Genomic DNA, 14,714 nt, shown 5'->3' on the forward strand with positions numbered 1-14,714 from the left:
GGCCTATTGCGGGCTATCACTGCGCTCCGAGGCGAGCAATCCATAATAGCGATCGTCCACCCAGGCATCATTTAGCCTGAAGTTATGCCTTAAGGTCCCCTCAAGGATAAAGCCGCACTTCTCAAGCACCCGGGCCGAGGCCAGGTTCTGGTCAGTACAGAGCGCGATAAATTTATGGGCATTAAACTGCAGACAGGCCCAATCGATCACCGCCCTGAGACTCTCGGTAGCATAACCGCGCCCCTGGCCACTATTGCTAAGCATATAGCCTACCTCGACCTGCCCCAGGCTGGTATCGACGCCATAGAAGCCAGTGAAACCAATAAACTCACCATCCTCTATGGTTTCAATCACCAGGGTCAGCCAGGCGCCAGACTCGTAATCCCAGGGCGCGAGACGCTGCTCGAACTTCTCCCGGATCACGCCTTCAGTTTGGGGCGCCCTGACATAGCGGTTTTGCTGCTCATCCTGATGGACCGACAGGAAATGCGGCCAGTCCTCAGGCATGAGCGAGCGGATCTTTAATTTGTCTGTATATAACTCGACGATCAAGAGATTAACCGCGGCTGGTCACTTCGAGCAGGTGGTAGCCGAACTGGGTCTTAACCGGGCCTTGCACCTCGTTTAGCGGCGCACTGAACACTACCTCGTCGAACTCACGTACCATCATGCCTGGACCGAAAGACCCCAGGTCACCGCCCTGCGCCCCTGATGGACAAGATGAATGCGCCTTGGCCATCTCGCCGAAATCTGCGCCATCCAGGATCTGTTGCTTGATCTGTGCGCATTCTTCTTCGCTGCTAACCAATAGATGACGTGCTGTTGCTTGTACCATGTGGCACTCCTTTGATTTCCCTAAAAATGAATAAAATAAAACCCAGCAAGTATAAAACATTTGCTGGGTTTAAAAAGGTATAACGCTCAGATTATGCCTTAGCGCCCTGAGCTTTTATCCAGCGGTGGATTTTTTGCTCCATTACCGCCATCGGCAGCGAGCCCGAGGTTAAGATCTGATCGTGGAACCCTTTGAGATCGAACTTGTCACCCAAAGCCTTTTCCGCCTCGGCGCGCAGGGCCAAGATCTTCAGCTGTCCCACCTTGTATGAAAGAGCTTGACCTGGGATCGCCATGTAGCGCTCTACCTCGGCGATGATATCGGTCTCGGCCATCGGCGAGTTGTCCTTCATATACTGAATCGCCTGCTCACGGCTCCAGCCCTTGGCATGTAGCCCTGTGTCGACCACCAGACGCATGGCGCGCAGCATTTCATCGGATAGCTTACCGAAATACTGGTAAGGATCTTCAAACAGGCCCATCTCGATGCCGAGATACTCGGCGTACAGGGCCCAGCCCTCTTCGAAGGCGGTATAACCGCTAAAGCGTTGGAACTCAGGCACACCGGTCAGCTCCTGCTTGATGGCGATCTGGAAGTGATGCCCAGGTGCGGCCTCGTGCAGTGACAGTGTCGTCATGCCCCACTTAGGCTGTGCCTTCAGATTGTAGGTGTTGATATAAAACACACCAGGACGCGAACCATCGACCGCAGGCGCCTCGTAAGATGCACCGGCCGCTGACTGCTCGCGGAAGCTCTCAACCGGCTTAACCACATAGTCGGCCTTAGGCATGACATTGAAGTAGTTAGGCAATACGGCGTTGATCTTTTCCTTCAGTACCATGTAGCCGTCGATCAGCCCCTGACGCTCACTAAAGAAGTATTGTGGCTCAGAAGACAGTGAGGCAAAGAAGGCCTTGAGATCGCCCTTGAAGCCAACCTGCTCTCTCACCTTATCCATCTCACTGAGAATACGGGCCACCTCATCAAGGCCAATCTGATGGATCTCATCGACAGGCATAGTGGTTGTGGTGTGAGCGTTGGCTAGATGCTGATACCAGAGTTTACCGTTAGGCAGTCCCCACCATCCATCGCTGGCTCTGGCCACGGGCAGATAGGTCTCCTGGAAATATTGCTTGAGCGATGCCAGCGCTGGGATCAGCTCTTTGCCGATCAGAGTGTCATATTGCTGGGTCAGCTTCTGCTTCTCCTCTTCACTAAAGCTCTCTGGCAGATTAGTAATAGGCGCATAGAAGAGGCTGTCACTCGGCTGCTCGACCAACTGGGCCTCCAGCTGAGGAATGATGCGCTCGACCAAGACTCTTGGTAACACAACCTTGCTGGCGATACCTTCGTCCATGCGCGCCTGGGCCAACTTAGTCCAGTTGATGAAGCCCGATAGACGCGATAGCCAGTTTTCATAGTCTTTAACCGTGTTAAATGGCTGCGCGCTCTCACCGCTGCCCAGCTGCACCATGGTAATGACTGTACTGTAGAACTGGTTCATCGGCATGAAATAGGACGGGAAGGTCTCGGACACCAGCGCCATGTTTCTATCATAGGTAAACATGTCGTAGCTCAGCTGCAGCGGCTCGGGTAAGGCGCTGCGATCTATCGCCTTTACCGCCTTCAGGTAGCGACTGTTAAGCTCATGACGCGACTTGAGATACTCCTCGGTCAGATCGCCGCCAAATTGGTCGTTGTAGTCATTGACGCCGACAAATGTTGCGTACATTGGCTCTAGTTTGAGCATGTCGTTGAAATAACGATCCACTAAGGCGAGGTATTCCTGCTCGGCGCTTTGTACCTGAGGCGCCACAGTCTGTTCTGGCGCAGAGGTCTTGGCCTGGCTTGCACTGGTTTCCTTGTCTGAGCAGCCCACCATGGCCACCAAAGCTGATATCGTCAATGCGAGAAGCGTTTTGTTCATTCGAGTTATATCCTTCATATTCTGTGCAAGTGAGTGTTGTTTTCTATAATTACCTTAGGTGTATCTGAGGAGCGAGCTAATGATTTACTCATTTAGTAATTCTGGATTCAGAGATCCCGAAACTGGCGTCTACAACCAAACCTATTTTATGGAGGTGTTTAACCGTGAGTGGCACCGCCACATGCGCGAACGCCAGACGCTGGCCTTATTGTATCTTTGCCCACACATTCATGAAACAGTAAAGCAACCTCATTTACTGGAATTATTCATGAAACAGGTTCAAGAAGCGATACTTAGGACAACGGATATGGTCGCCAGACTGAATCAGGATAACTTTGCCTTGGGGCTGTTTAACATAGATAGAGAAGGAACCGAAATCGTTATCGCCCGCATAGAACAGAAAATAATGGACTTCAATCAAGACTATCAACGCAAACACAGCAACCGCATCGACTATGAGCTGGCCGGGTGTCTCTGCCAACCCGAGAGCGATCTCAACATCGAAAACCTGTTTGAAGATGTCCGCTCATTGACCCACACCTTAGAGGGGCAGAAGGAACACCATACGGCGATGCATTGTCTGAACTAACTTGTTTACTTATCTACAGGCATAAAAAAAGCCCCTTGCGGGGCTTTTTATTTTAAGGCTTAAAGTGCGACGTTATAGATACGTGCCTTTTCCTTGATATAGGCGAGATAACTTGTCGCTGAACGCTTAGTCTTCTCATCCTTAGCAGCCTTCAAGCAGGCATTGTATGCTGCTTTAATCTGCTTAGTACCTAGATAAGCCAAGGTTAGTTCAAACTCAACTTCACCTTCACTCACACCGCCGGCAGCCAATGCTTTTTTCAGCACAGGGATCGCCTCTTTGTGCTTCTCTTGCAGAGTGAGCAGACGGGCTTGTTTAAGGTAAAGTTTACCATCGTTGTTGATGGCAGCAGCCTTACCATAATAATCCGCCGCTTCCTTTAGCTCTTTAGCATTGTGATAGAAGCCACCCAGGATAGAGAAAGTCTTCTCATCTTCCTTAATCAGGCCACTCTTCATATGCTTTTCATAGATTTTCGCCGCGCGATATGGTGAACCATTTTGCGCCAGCAGTTGAGACAGACGCGTGATGTTACCCGACGTCTCTAAAAATCCATTCTTATAAGCTAAGTCGTAGGTTGCTAAAGACTTATCATAGCTTTCAGTCATCAAATAAAACTGCGCTAACTGTACCCATAGACGGCCATCTTCTTGGAAAAGAGGCACCATAGTCTCTAGGACTTTAATCGCATTTTTATAATCTTTCTTGTTGAAGTAAGCCGTCAGCTTCATCTGGTACAAGCCTTTATCTGGCTTAGTACTGATAGACAGACCCTTATCGACAACGCCGAGCACCTTATCCCACTCTTTGAGCTCTGAATAAGCGATACCTATACGACGATACACTTGTGGATCTTCTTTACAGGTAAACTTCATCCACTCGTAGTAGTAAGGGATAGACTCTTTAAACTTCTTTTCCTGAATCAACAGGTCGGCATATAGACGCAGGGTTGCACCATGGTCTGTGCCGCCAAGAACATCAGCGTCAACGGCTTGCTTCAGGTACTTGATCGCCGTACCCATCTGATTCTTTTCGGCGTAAAAGTTACCCAACATACGGGCAATATAGGCCTTATCAAAAGCATCACGAGGGCTGGCTTCAAGCAATACGGCAATCGCTTCGTCGATATTACCTTCTTGATAAGCTTCAAAAGACTTTTGTACTTTCTTTGCCGAGCTTTGGCCTACGGCCTTAGACTGGCGCTTCTCAATGGGGCATTTTTCGGCAGCGTTTGCTGCAGGTGCAACGACCAGGCTTCCACCAATGGCAAGCAATAGTGCGGCTGCAAGTGTATTAACCTTTTGCATCTCTATTTGCCTCCATCAAGTTTAAAGTCTAGTTGTACAGTCATACCAGGTTGCTTAAGGGCTTTACCGTCAACAATCTTTGGCTTGTACTTCCACTTCTTCAGTGCACGCTTAGCTTCTTTGTCGAAGATACGCTTAGGATCGGCGTTGATCACTTGCACATCTTCTACACCACCAAGTTCGTTGATGGTAAAGCTAAGTTGAACCCAACCTTCCTTACCGTCACGCGCTGCAGCAATCGGGTACTGTGGCTCGATACGAACGATAGGTGTTGCATCACCGTCACGAGTCATCATGTTACCCAGCTTAAAGCCGGTAGATGCTGCACCTGCTACTACACCAGTCATGTTGAAAGACATGTTAGTGTCGATGTCTGATGAGCTATCAGGCGGTGGCGTATCTGGTAAAGGTGGCTGCTCAGGCGGTGTAGGTGGCTTAGGTTTAACCCTTGGCTTGTCCTGCACTTTCGTATCCTGTTTATCCATACTGATCTCAATAACCGGAGAATCAGTGGCAGTGTCGGCGCGTTTCGCGCCGCCACCGACCAAGAAGGCCATGAAAACAAACAGGGCGAAAGTAACAGCACCACCAACTAATAATGATACTATTCCTCTCAGCATATTAGTCTTTCCCCGCTGATACCGAAATCTTGTTGATCCCAGCTTTCTTCACATTGTCCATAACCTTAACAACAATGCCGTGTTCAGCTTCTTTATCTGCTTCGATCAATACAGCCGCTTCTGGTGATTCAGCCAGCATACGCTCAACGTTTGCTGTTACACGCTCGATGTCAACCTGACGGTTCTCCATCTTGATCACGCCTGTCTTGCTCACACCGATAAAGATGTTTGCCGACTTCTGAGTTGTCGCTTGAGAAGCCTCTGGCTTGTTGTAGTCAAGACCAGATGGCTTAATGAACGACGTTGTTACGATAAAGAAGATCAACATGATAAACACGATGTCGAGCATCGGTGTCATATCAATTTGCGCTTCTTCTTCTATACTTGAATGCTTTTTACGTGCCATGTTCAATCTCTCTCTAGTGGTGTGGCAGGCTATCTTTTAGCTTTTCCATACTGATTTTCATCTTGGCGTCTAGGCGAGTACTAAAGAATACTCCCGATAACGCTGCGACCATTCCCGCCATTGTCGGCATGGTTGCCATTGAAATACCAGCTGCCATCATACGAGCATTACTCGTCCCATGAACTGCCATCACATCGAATACCTGTATCATACCGGTTACGGTACCTAGTAGACCGATCATTGGACAGATGGCTACTAAGGTTTTGATAATCAGCATACGAGCATTCATATCTTGTTTCGCTTGGGATACCCAAGCTTCACGGATACGGTGTGCATGCCAAGAGGTTGAATCCTCTCGCTTGTCCCATGCGGTGATAATGTTTTTGTGCTCTTTTGGCGCAATCAGATTGAGATACCAATAGCGCTCAAGCATTAACACCCACATGAGGAATAGCACTGCCGCAACCAACCAGAGGACGTCGCCTCCGGAGGCCATGAAGCCCCTGACGGAATCCCAGATGTCCATCAGGTATAGCATCATTAGGCGTTCCTCTTCTCAGCGTGCTCGGCAACGATACCTGCACTTTGCTCTTCAAGTACTTGAACAACTGACTTGCTACGTGCAATCACGATAGCGTGCATTAGCATTAGTGGCAGTGCAGCAACCAGACCTTGTACGGTCGTCATCAGTGCCATAGAGATACCACCAGCCATTAGCTTAGGATCACCAGTACCGAATAGCTGGATGCTTTGGAAGGTTGCAATCATACCTGTTACTGTACCCAGTAGACCCATCATAGGTGCGATAGCCGCTAGAACCTTGATGATAGAGATACGAGTCTCAAGTGCTGGAGTTTCTTTCAGAATCGCTTCGTCAAGTTTCAGCTCAAGCGTTTCAACGTCAACATCTTTGTTATCGTGGTATGCCTTAAGTACACGACCCAGTGGGTTGTTACCTGGGTTGTCGATGTTCTTACGTTGTGCGTTAACTTTCGCGCCAACAACATACAGAGTCACCAGACGCTCGATAGAGATCAGGGCACCAAGAACAAGCAGACCGATGATGATGTAACCGATAGTACCACCGGCTTCGATACGCTCTTCGATAGTTGCCTTCTGAGTGAACACGTTTAGCAGTACACCACGTGCAGGGTCAACAAACAGCTTGTGAACGCCTGAAGTTTGACCTTCAAAGTCTTTAACGCTGGCAACTTGCTCGCTACCAGGCTGTTGTGAAAGCTGCTGAACCAGACCTAGATCGGCGTTATAAACAACATACTGGCCATCGGCTAGCAGGTTGTAAGCACCAACACGAGTGATCTTGGTGTTGTGAACGTTACCGTCGATACCCGTTACGGCACCTTCAAAAGTAACCACTTTGCCAGACTCAGCCATTTCGAATAGCTGCTCTTCCCAGAACTTTTCTAGCTCTTCGATTTTTGGCAGCTCTTTACGTGCACCTAGCTCGGCGATGAAAGCATCACGACCAGGGAACTGAGCGCTAACGTTTGATGAAACAAGCTTACCAGCGAAATCACCGGCTTCACCTTTAACAACACCGAACATCTCACCCAAGTCACCTTGAGCAATCTTACGGTCTTCTTCTAACTGAGCGATTTTACGCTCGTTATCGGCAAATGCTTGAGAAAGATCTTTACCGCGTTGTTCTTCAGCCGCTAGAGCCGCTTTTTCACGCTTTAGCAGTGCAGCTTTATCGCCACGCTCGGCTTGGAACTCGGCTTCACGCTTCTTGTTTACTTTAGCAGCGTTAGCACGATCGGTTTGAACTTGCTTAAGTAGCTGGTCGATGTTCTTAGGCGCATCAGCAGCGCTCACCATGCCAGCAGTTAAAGACAGACTTGCAGCAACGATTGCTGTAGAGATTAACTTTTTCATTATTGTGCAGCCTCCGCAGCTGGGATTGGTAACGCGAACATATCTGGAGCACCCTGGCCACGAGCCTGGCGAATTGCTTTAGTAATGTTACGTAGATAGCTATCTTCTAGCTTATCCCATGCTTTTGTCTCAGGATTGAACATCCATGCAGACTTTTGATCTAGGCTTTGTGCGTAGTAGGCAACGCGACCGAAGTTGATGAAATCAACCAGGATCTCTTTACCGTCAAGTTGCAGCTTACCGGTTTCAACATTCAACTTAGAACCATATTCACGCTCGATGTTATAAGCATCAAGGATCAGACGGTATTTTTCAGCTAGCGTTACGTTAGCGGTATCTAGAGTTTCACGAAGACGCTTGATACGGGCTTCACGAGTTTCTTTGTTGAATGGCAGATCCAGAGCAACAAACTGCTCTAGTGCATCAACCATCTTGAACATTAGCGGTACAACGCCTTGACGTAGCTTATCAACACCATTGATGTCTTCTTGGATAAGCTTCATAGTGGCTTCTTGGTCTGCTACCAGGCCAGCTACATAATCGTTGTATGACTTAGTTGACTCACGAGTGTCTGCAACTTGGCCATATTCAAACGCCATGTCTTGCGCTTGATCGTAATACTTATCAACTTTCTTTTGAGATGCTGCTGCATCTGCATGAATTTTCGCATCCGCTTTCTGAACATCAGAAAGTGGATCGGCAACCACTAAGTTACTGCCTGCTAAGGCCAGCGCGCCAATGAGCGCCGTAGCGATTTTAGTTCTATTGCTTACCTTGGACATAGTTCCCAACCAATTTGAAGTGAAAAATAAAAGGTTTAACTTATTGGTAACACGGGTTTTCTGCTTATATTTGCATGAATTCCGCCACCATAAGTGTGCATTTCTCTTGTGATTGTTAGTTATTATCTTCCCTTTTCTACACCGATCAAGGTGTAGACCCGCAGGCATCATTTCACAAAATGTTGACCTGTGTCAACATTTGGAAACGGCTAAAACTAGCAGAAAAAGCTCTTAGGGGCTGAAAATAACACAAGAGGTGTTTTTTCAAACAAGTCAATATTTACAATTCTAATTCCCACGAGTCGATTTAAACAACAATACATATCTAACCACATGATTTTAATAAGATATAACCAATAACAAAAACCAAATATACCGTTAACAAACCATTAACCAAATAACTTTATCGCAAACGTTTGCATCAAATTATGTTGTGCTGGTATTACCACGTGGTCTATCTGAAACATCTTTTATACATATAGCGAATTGAGCCCCGCGAATACTAGATAGTTTTATTTATGACAATCTTCCACCCCAATATCTGACCATCGTTGTCTTCAATCTGATTAATGCTGGTTAAGTTCGCACCCAGTTCAATTAGATTAGCTAACATGGCTGAAAGTGCCAATTCATCTAGAGATGCTTCGACAAGCTCACCGAGGCGATCTCTTAATGTTTCAATCTGCTGCCGCGCAAAAGAGAGATATTGCTGCTTCTTTGCCAAGGGCCAAAATAGGCCTTGTTGAAAAAGGCTCGCCACATAGGTAAGCAACTCACTGTCCTTCAGCCCTTCCTCATCGGACCGAGCCAGGGTTGAGATCTCTTGATTCAATTGGTGGCGCAATCGCTCGCACTCGATATCTTGCTTGATGCGCTGAACATCGTCTGCGTTGGTGAGCGTGCCCATTTTCAAAATGAGCGCTTCCATGGTCTCGAATACTTTGGTTATCGAATGTTGACTGACGACATTCAATATTCGCCGGTTTCGATTGATGATCATCGAACGGCTATGGTGAGTCACCAAGCTAAGTCTGCCTCCGGGCTTAAGCACACGAATCGCCTCCGGAATAGAAAGAGCTAAATCAGAGTACTCAAGACCATATTGGGAGATAACCAGGTCAAAACTATTATCCTCAAACGGCAAGCACGAACAATCTATGTGGGAAAGCAGTGATAGCCTCACCTGTTCATTTAACACTAACTCATCCAACTTGGTATTAATTTGGGCAAGGTCTACACCTATTACTTCACCTTTCTTATTAGCGCCTTTGAAATGTTGATTCAACAGCAGCGGTAGTGCCCCGTTGCCAGTCGCGAGATCCAGCACCTTAAAGTTGTCTGCTAAGGCATTAAAATCCTGATGCCAATTTGTCTCTAGCACACCAGAGTAATTGCCAGAAAAACTGTCACCAAAAGATGTCAGATGTCCCTGTTGCCAGTATTCGTCCCAATGATGGCTCATAATGCTCGCCCTTTTGTCGTTTTTGTTATCGGCTTTTATTAATACCATAAAAAAAGGCCCTAAATAGGGCCTTTTTATCAGATATTTATACTAAAACTATTGGCTTACTCTTAGAACTTCAGAGTGTAGCTTGCGCGGTATTCGCGGCCATAGTTGTTGTACAGGTCAGCGTTTTCGAACTTACCGTCTGAAGATAGAACAGGATCTTCGTCAGTGAGGTTGTTAACACCTAGCATAATTGCACCGAAAGAACCTGCATCATAGGTGTAGCTGATGTTGTGGATCAACCATGAATCTAAGCTACCTTCTGGAACAATAGTGTCACCAACTGACTTGCTTGACTCGTAAGTGCTGTCAGTGTAGTTCATGTTCCAAGATACGCGGTGGTCACCCATTGTATAAGTAGTAGTAAATACAGACTTGTACTCAGGCTGTCCTGACCAACCAGCAGTGTCGATTGCACCTGAACCACCTTCAACTTCTTCAACATACTCAAGAACGAAGCTGTTAGTCCATGCGATACCGAAGTCACCGAAGTCAGTTTCAAAGTTACCGTTTAGACCAACGTCGATACCTTTGATCTGTAGCTTATCGCTGTTGCCATAACCAGTACCAACTTCTAATGCCTTACCTAGTTTACCTGCTTCACCTGGAGCACGAACTACGTAGAAGGTATCAGATGGAGCCAGGTTACCACTTGCAATGCCGCGCATTACGTTAGTGATAGAGCGACGGCTGATAACGTCATCGATCTTCAGGTCGAAGTAGTCAACCTTAATACCGAAGTTATCTACGATATCCCATGCAAGACCTAAGTTGATGTACTCTGAAGTCTCAGGGCCTAGGTCCTTGTTAGCACGGATGTATGTATCGTATTGCTTCTCAGGACAATCAGCAATGCCGTTAGATACACAGTATGGGTAGTCGGTACCGTCATCAGCACTGAAAGTGGTTGCAGCATATAGCTGATCCAGAGCTGGTGCACGGAACGCTTCAGAGTAAGAAGCACGTAGAACCAAGTTATCCAGAGCTTGCCAACGAACAGATGCCTTAGGCGCTACGTTGTTACCGAAATCGCTGTAATCATCGTAACGAGCTGCGATGTTCAGTTCGATGGTGTCAGTTAGAGGCATAGCCGCTTCATAGAATGCAGCCCATACTTGACGGTCACCGCCAGCAGAGTTACCTGCGCTACCACCGATTAGACCCGCTTCAGATTGCGCGTCATAGATAGAAGCGAAATCTTGCTCGAAGTACTCTAAACCGAAGTAGTGAGCAACAGCACCACCTGGCAGTTCAAATGCATCGAAACCGATACCAGCATTGTACTGGTGGAAGGTAGCACGGTCTTGAGTCAGAGTAGTGGCCTTCATGTTGTTTACACCGGCTTCAGAACCTAGATCGATTCCGTTAGCTTCGTTGTAAGCAAGACCAGAGTAGCTCAGGTAGTACTCACCGATAGACTTGTTATCGGCCTTGTTGTAGTGGTAGTAGAATTCCCAAGTCGCATCGTTCCATGCGCTGATAGAACCACGAAGGCCCGTCAGGTAATCTTGGTTGTAGTCATCTACATTACCGTCACGAGTACCGATACCAACCCAACGGAAGTAACCACGAGTTTCTTCGCCGTAAGGGTTATGTGGGTTATCGGCAGACATGTTGTTCCAAGCAGCAGCTGGAGGCGCATAACGACCGAAAGAGTTGTTCTGAGTGAACATGATGCGACCGAACCACTCTACATCTTCCGCGATTTCATAGTTTGCATCTACATAAACAGTGTTACGGTCAACAGAAGCTTTGTTATAAGAAACGTTACCGTATGCATACATACAGTAAGTTGAACCTGGGCCCCAGTCATCGTCAGCTTTAACAGTCTTGAATACGTTGTCGCCGTATTGTGCTGCTAAGTCATCACAAAGTGGTGAAGCTTGAGCTTCTGAGAAGTCTGGAGAAGCAATGGTTGCACCATAGATAGACCAGCCATCAGTTTCGCTGTAAGCCTGGATTTCACCGTCACCGTTCAGGTCACGCATCCAAGGAGCTGAGAAAGCACGGTCGCCGTCAGCGATACCCTTACGGTCTTGATGGTCGAATGCAAAGGTAATGTTACCCTTATCCATTTCATAACCAGCAACCACAGAGAATTCTTTACTTGTCAGGCCGCCGTCACGGTCACGTGAACCACCACCAACGTTGAATTCGATACCTTGGAAGTTCTTCTTCATGATGATGTTAACAACACCAGCAATCGCGTCAGAACCGTAAGTAGAAGAAGCACCGTCGGTTAGAATTTCAATACGCTCAACCGCTGCCATAGGGATGGCGTTAAGGTTAGCAGAAGAACCACCTAGAGTAGGTGAACCTGGGAAACGCTTACCATCGATCAGAACTAGGGTACGGCTTGAACCAGCACCACGTAGGTTGATTGTTGCTTGAGACTGAGCAGAGCTACCAGAGCGCTCAGAGAATGAACCAAAAGAGTTTAAGTTACTGTTACGTAGCGCATCGGCTACTGTAAAGTTACCTTCAACTTTCATATCGTCTGCAGTGATCGTTGTTACAGGTGAAGCACCTTCAAGATCACTACGCTTAATGCGTGAACCAGTAACTTCAATACGTTCAACTTTATCTGCAGCTTGCTCGTCTGCCGCGAATACTGCTGGAGCAGTAAAAGCTGTCATAGCTGCACCGCCAACTAGTGCGAAACGCACTGAATTAGCTAATAAGCTGTTCTTATACATGTTGTTTCTCCCTGGACTTTATTTTTTATTTTTTTGTGAAAGTAAACACAAATAAACATCAATCGTTACACTTGTGCACATTCGCCAACAAATAGAACCACATGTGAAACATTTAATCAACAATCGCATCACTATTTTCACAGATTTAATTGGCGATCGCTCAATTTGTAGACGCCTGTCACAATAAGTCAGATTTTTGCTAGATGTAGCAAGTCGACGATTTAGGGCAAAAATTGCCGCAACAAAGTATTGCGAACAGAGAGGAGCTATGAATAAACCATATAAAACCAATGAGATATAGTGTTTTGGCATACGGACACTGATTACAGATAAAACTAATTTAGGTGGGCTATTAATTAGCGATTCATCAAACCAATGATCGACAAGATGTTAAATATCAGTAGTTGTAACAAAGAAGCTTAATTGTAAAATCACGCTGTCAATTGGGTAAAATCAGCAACCGTACGTAAAGAATTGATTACAAATTAACCTGCTGTTAGAGATTAAATCGCAATACCTCTCACATAAGGCAAATTCGGCAGCATTAGGGGTAGTTAAGATAAAACAAGGTAAGGACTAAGGTTAGACCCAGATCCTACTAAGACTAGACTAGGCGCAGATAGAGACTAGCCTCGAGCCAGGCAATGAGACCTAGCTTCGATTCTTGATAGACACTCAAATATTAGTGTGAAAAACCAGTCGAGCAGAATAAATAGAGTAGCTTATGGCAGGGTCATCACTCGCCATCAATGGATAAGAATTGGGATTTTAGAAAGGTAATAAAAAAGCGCCAATTAGGCGCTTTTCTTTGAATTGGTCAGACTTTCACTCGTAATGACAAGGCGTATTACAGAGTGTAACGAATACCTATGGCTATACCGTCTTCTTCGAATTTAGCCTGGGCTTCAGCATCGGCACCTTCAAACTTACTGAAGTCTTTACGACCTTCAACATAAAGCACTGTGTTGGCATCCCACACATAGTGCAGACCAACAACCACGAACTGACGCTTGAACGAAGAGTTAGGGTCAACGTTGTTAGGCTGGATCACATAGTCCTTACCCGCGTCTAAGATGTTGTAAGAAACAAAGGGACGGAAACCGTTATCAAACTTGTAAGAGAACAGTGTTTCGACACCGTATGAATCCTTGATCAGACGACCCAGGTTATCGGTATCGTGGTTCTCGTTCTTGTTAAAGTTAGCCGCGCCATAGAAACCGTCGGCGTCCCAGTTACCCCAGGTCACACCCATACCGTAGATCACGTCGATTGCGGTGATCTGCTCTGAGGTCTTTCTGAAGGTGACATCAAACTCACCACGGTTGATACCAGCAGAGACAGAAAGCTTGTCGTTAACCTGATAGGTCGCAGACGCGCCATAGGTGTAGTTGTACTTAACTTCTTCTGAATCTAAGACAGGATCTTGGCTGTCCCAACGCTCTTTACAGTCGGTAGACAGGTTAGGATCATATTCACAGGTATAGAACTTATCATTCTTTAGCTGCGCCTGAACCGCAAAGCTCAGATCGCCTACGCTGTTACGGTACTGAACGATCTTGTCACCACGACCCACACCGTTTACCGCACCATCTGCCTTGTTATAGGTGTAAACACCGGCAGCGTTACCGTCCCATACGAAGCCGTAGTTAGTGTTGTAAACCACGTCATACCAAGCACCCCACTGCTTACCTATGGTCAGGCTACCATAGAGATCGTGGGCGATACCGACATAACCGAGACGGTTGTTAAGAAAGTCACCGCTCTTAGATTCGAAGTTACTCTCACTGCTGTAAACGATTTCGCTGTTACCGAATGGGTTCACACCCCACTCCAGCTTAGTGAACGCCTTCCAGCCGTCGCTCATCTCACGGGTGAAACCAAAATTGATCCGTGACGCACCGTTAACCACTTCAGTTGAACCTTGAGTGTTAATAACACGGGCATCAATAAAACCACCAATTTCTACCGCATTTTTATCGTCTTTATAGATTTCGATAGCGGATGCAGCGGGGACAAAAATGACAGCCGCTAACGCTGTTGCTATTACACTCTTCTTCATCTGTTAGTCTAACCTTTTGTTATGTTCAGTTTGCTTTATCTTATTGTGCGACATTCCGTTGTTTTATTTCGTTCCAATTTCAGCTAAAGA

Annotated in this window: 13 protein-coding genes; 1 reads left to right on the plus strand and 12 read right to left on the minus strand. The window is 46.7% G+C overall.

Annotation, left to right across the window (positions count from 1 at the left end; genetic code table 11):
• Positions 1 to 3: 3 nt before the first annotated feature.
• From SHEW_RS12775 to SHEW_RS12785, 3 genes are all read right to left on the minus strand, one after another.
• On the minus strand, positions 4 to 549 hold the full coding sequence (locus SHEW_RS12775) for a GNAT family N-acetyltransferase (RefSeq protein ID WP_041407278.1): 546 nt from the start codon (positions 547 to 549) through the stop codon (positions 4 to 6).
• A 7-nt stretch (positions 550 to 556) separates the two neighbouring features.
• Positions 557 to 835 carry a peptidylprolyl isomerase gene (locus SHEW_RS12780; RefSeq protein WP_011866267.1) on the minus strand — a complete coding sequence of 93 codons (279 nt, stop codon included), beginning with the start codon at positions 833 to 835 and terminating at the stop codon, positions 557 to 559.
• A gap of 91 nt (positions 836 to 926) precedes the next feature.
• The gene (locus SHEW_RS12785) at positions 927 to 2,762 is read right to left on the minus strand and encodes a DUF885 domain-containing protein (protein ID WP_011866268.1); all 1,836 of its coding nucleotides are present in this window, start codon (positions 2,760 to 2,762) and stop codon (positions 927 to 929) included.
• Positions 2,763 to 2,841: 79 nt separating this feature from the next.
• Here SHEW_RS12785 and SHEW_RS12790 point away from each other — a divergent pair, with 79 nt between their 5' ends.
• Entirely contained in the window at positions 2,842 to 3,351 is a 510-nt protein-coding gene (locus tag SHEW_RS12790; RefSeq protein ID WP_011866269.1) for a GGDEF domain-containing protein, read from the plus strand.
• 59 nt (positions 3,352 to 3,410) lie between these two features.
• Here SHEW_RS12790 and SHEW_RS12795 read toward each other — a convergent pair whose 3' ends face one another.
• The 9 genes from SHEW_RS12795 to SHEW_RS12835 all read right to left on the minus strand — a co-directional run bounded on the left by SHEW_RS12795 (position 3,411) and on the right by SHEW_RS12835 (position 14,624).
• A complete protein-coding gene (locus SHEW_RS12795) occupies positions 3,411 to 4,658 on the minus strand; it encodes a tetratricopeptide repeat protein (RefSeq protein WP_011866270.1) in 1,248 nt (415 codons plus the stop codon).
• Between the two features lie 2 nt (positions 4,659 to 4,660).
• The gene (locus SHEW_RS12800; RefSeq protein ID WP_011866271.1) at positions 4,661 to 5,278 is read right to left on the minus strand and encodes an energy transducer TonB; all 618 of its coding nucleotides are present in this window, start codon (positions 5,276 to 5,278) and stop codon (positions 4,661 to 4,663) included.
• Between the two features lies 1 nt (position 5,279).
• Entirely contained in the window at positions 5,280 to 5,684 is a 405-nt protein-coding gene (locus tag SHEW_RS12805) for an ExbD/TolR family protein (protein WP_011866272.1), read from the minus strand.
• 13 nt (positions 5,685 to 5,697) lie between these two features.
• The gene (locus SHEW_RS12810; RefSeq protein WP_011866273.1) at positions 5,698 to 6,225 is read right to left on the minus strand and encodes a MotA/TolQ/ExbB proton channel family protein; all 528 of its coding nucleotides are present in this window, start codon (positions 6,223 to 6,225) and stop codon (positions 5,698 to 5,700) included.
• Positions 6,225 to 7,580 (minus strand): MotA/TolQ/ExbB proton channel family protein, encoded by a 1,356-nt coding sequence (locus SHEW_RS12815; protein ID WP_011866274.1) that lies wholly within the window; start codon positions 7,578 to 7,580, stop codon positions 6,225 to 6,227. The genes SHEW_RS12810 and SHEW_RS12815 overlap by 1 nt, the downstream gene beginning before the upstream one ends.
• Entirely contained in the window at positions 7,580 to 8,362 is a 783-nt protein-coding gene (locus SHEW_RS12820; RefSeq protein ID WP_011866275.1) for a DUF3450 domain-containing protein, read from the minus strand. Before SHEW_RS12820 ends, SHEW_RS12815 begins: the two co-directional genes overlap by 1 nt.
• A gap of 502 nt (positions 8,363 to 8,864) precedes the next feature.
• On the minus strand, positions 8,865 to 9,824 hold the full coding sequence (locus tag SHEW_RS12825; protein ID WP_041407283.1) for a class I SAM-dependent methyltransferase: 960 nt from the start codon (positions 9,822 to 9,824) through the stop codon (positions 8,865 to 8,867).
• Positions 9,825 to 9,934: 110 nt separating this feature from the next.
• Complete coding sequence (locus SHEW_RS12830; RefSeq protein WP_011866277.1) at positions 9,935 to 12,565, minus strand: TonB-dependent receptor; 2,631 nt, start codon at positions 12,563 to 12,565, stop codon at positions 9,935 to 9,937.
• Positions 12,566 to 13,412: 847 nt separating this feature from the next.
• On the minus strand, positions 13,413 to 14,624 hold the full coding sequence (locus SHEW_RS12835; protein ID WP_011866278.1) for a porin: 1,212 nt from the start codon (positions 14,622 to 14,624) through the stop codon (positions 13,413 to 13,415).
• Positions 14,625 to 14,714 lie beyond the last annotated feature (90 nt).

This window comes from Shewanella loihica PV-4 (assembly GCF_000016065.1).
GTDB classification, from domain to species: Bacteria; Pseudomonadota; Gammaproteobacteria; order Enterobacterales; family Shewanellaceae; genus Shewanella; species Shewanella loihica.

What these genes read in the sequence shown, in the direction of transcription:
- SHEW_RS12780 (WP_011866267.1), bottom strand. Translation starts at nt 835, where the DNA reads ATGGTACAAGCAACAGCACGTCATCTATTGGTTAGCAGCGAAGAAGAA.
- SHEW_RS12785 (WP_011866268.1), bottom strand. Translation starts at nt 2,762, where the DNA reads ATGAACAAAACGCTTCTCGCATTGACGATATCAGCTTTGGTGGCCATG.
- SHEW_RS12790 (WP_011866269.1), top strand. Translation starts at nt 2,842, where the DNA reads ATGATTTACTCATTTAGTAATTCTGGATTCAGAGATCCCGAAACTGGC.
- SHEW_RS12795 (WP_011866270.1), bottom strand. Translation starts at nt 4,658, where the DNA reads ATGCAAAAGGTTAATACACTTGCAGCCGCACTATTGCTTGCCATTGGT.
- SHEW_RS12800 (WP_011866271.1), bottom strand. Translation starts at nt 5,278, where the DNA reads ATGCTGAGAGGAATAGTATCATTATTAGTTGGTGGTGCTGTTACTTTC.
- SHEW_RS12805 (WP_011866272.1), bottom strand. Translation starts at nt 5,684, where the DNA reads ATGGCACGTAAAAAGCATTCAAGTATAGAAGAAGAAGCGCAAATTGAT.
- SHEW_RS12810 (WP_011866273.1), bottom strand. Translation starts at nt 6,225, where the DNA reads ATGATGCTATACCTGATGGACATCTGGGATTCCGTCAGGGGCTTCATG.
- SHEW_RS12815 (WP_011866274.1), bottom strand. Translation starts at nt 7,580, where the DNA reads ATGAAAAAGTTAATCTCTACAGCAATCGTTGCTGCAAGTCTGTCTTTA.
- SHEW_RS12820 (WP_011866275.1), bottom strand. Translation starts at nt 8,362, where the DNA reads ATGTCCAAGGTAAGCAATAGAACTAAAATCGCTACGGCGCTCATTGGC.
- SHEW_RS12825 (WP_041407283.1), bottom strand. Translation starts at nt 9,824, where the DNA reads ATGAGCCATCATTGGGACGAATACTGGCAACAGGGACATCTGACATCT.
- SHEW_RS12830 (WP_011866277.1), bottom strand. Translation starts at nt 12,565, where the DNA reads ATGTATAAGAACAGCTTATTAGCTAATTCAGTGCGTTTCGCACTAGTT.
- SHEW_RS12835 (WP_011866278.1), bottom strand. Translation starts at nt 14,624, where the DNA reads ATGAAGAAGAGTGTAATAGCAACAGCGTTAGCGGCTGTCATTTTTGTC.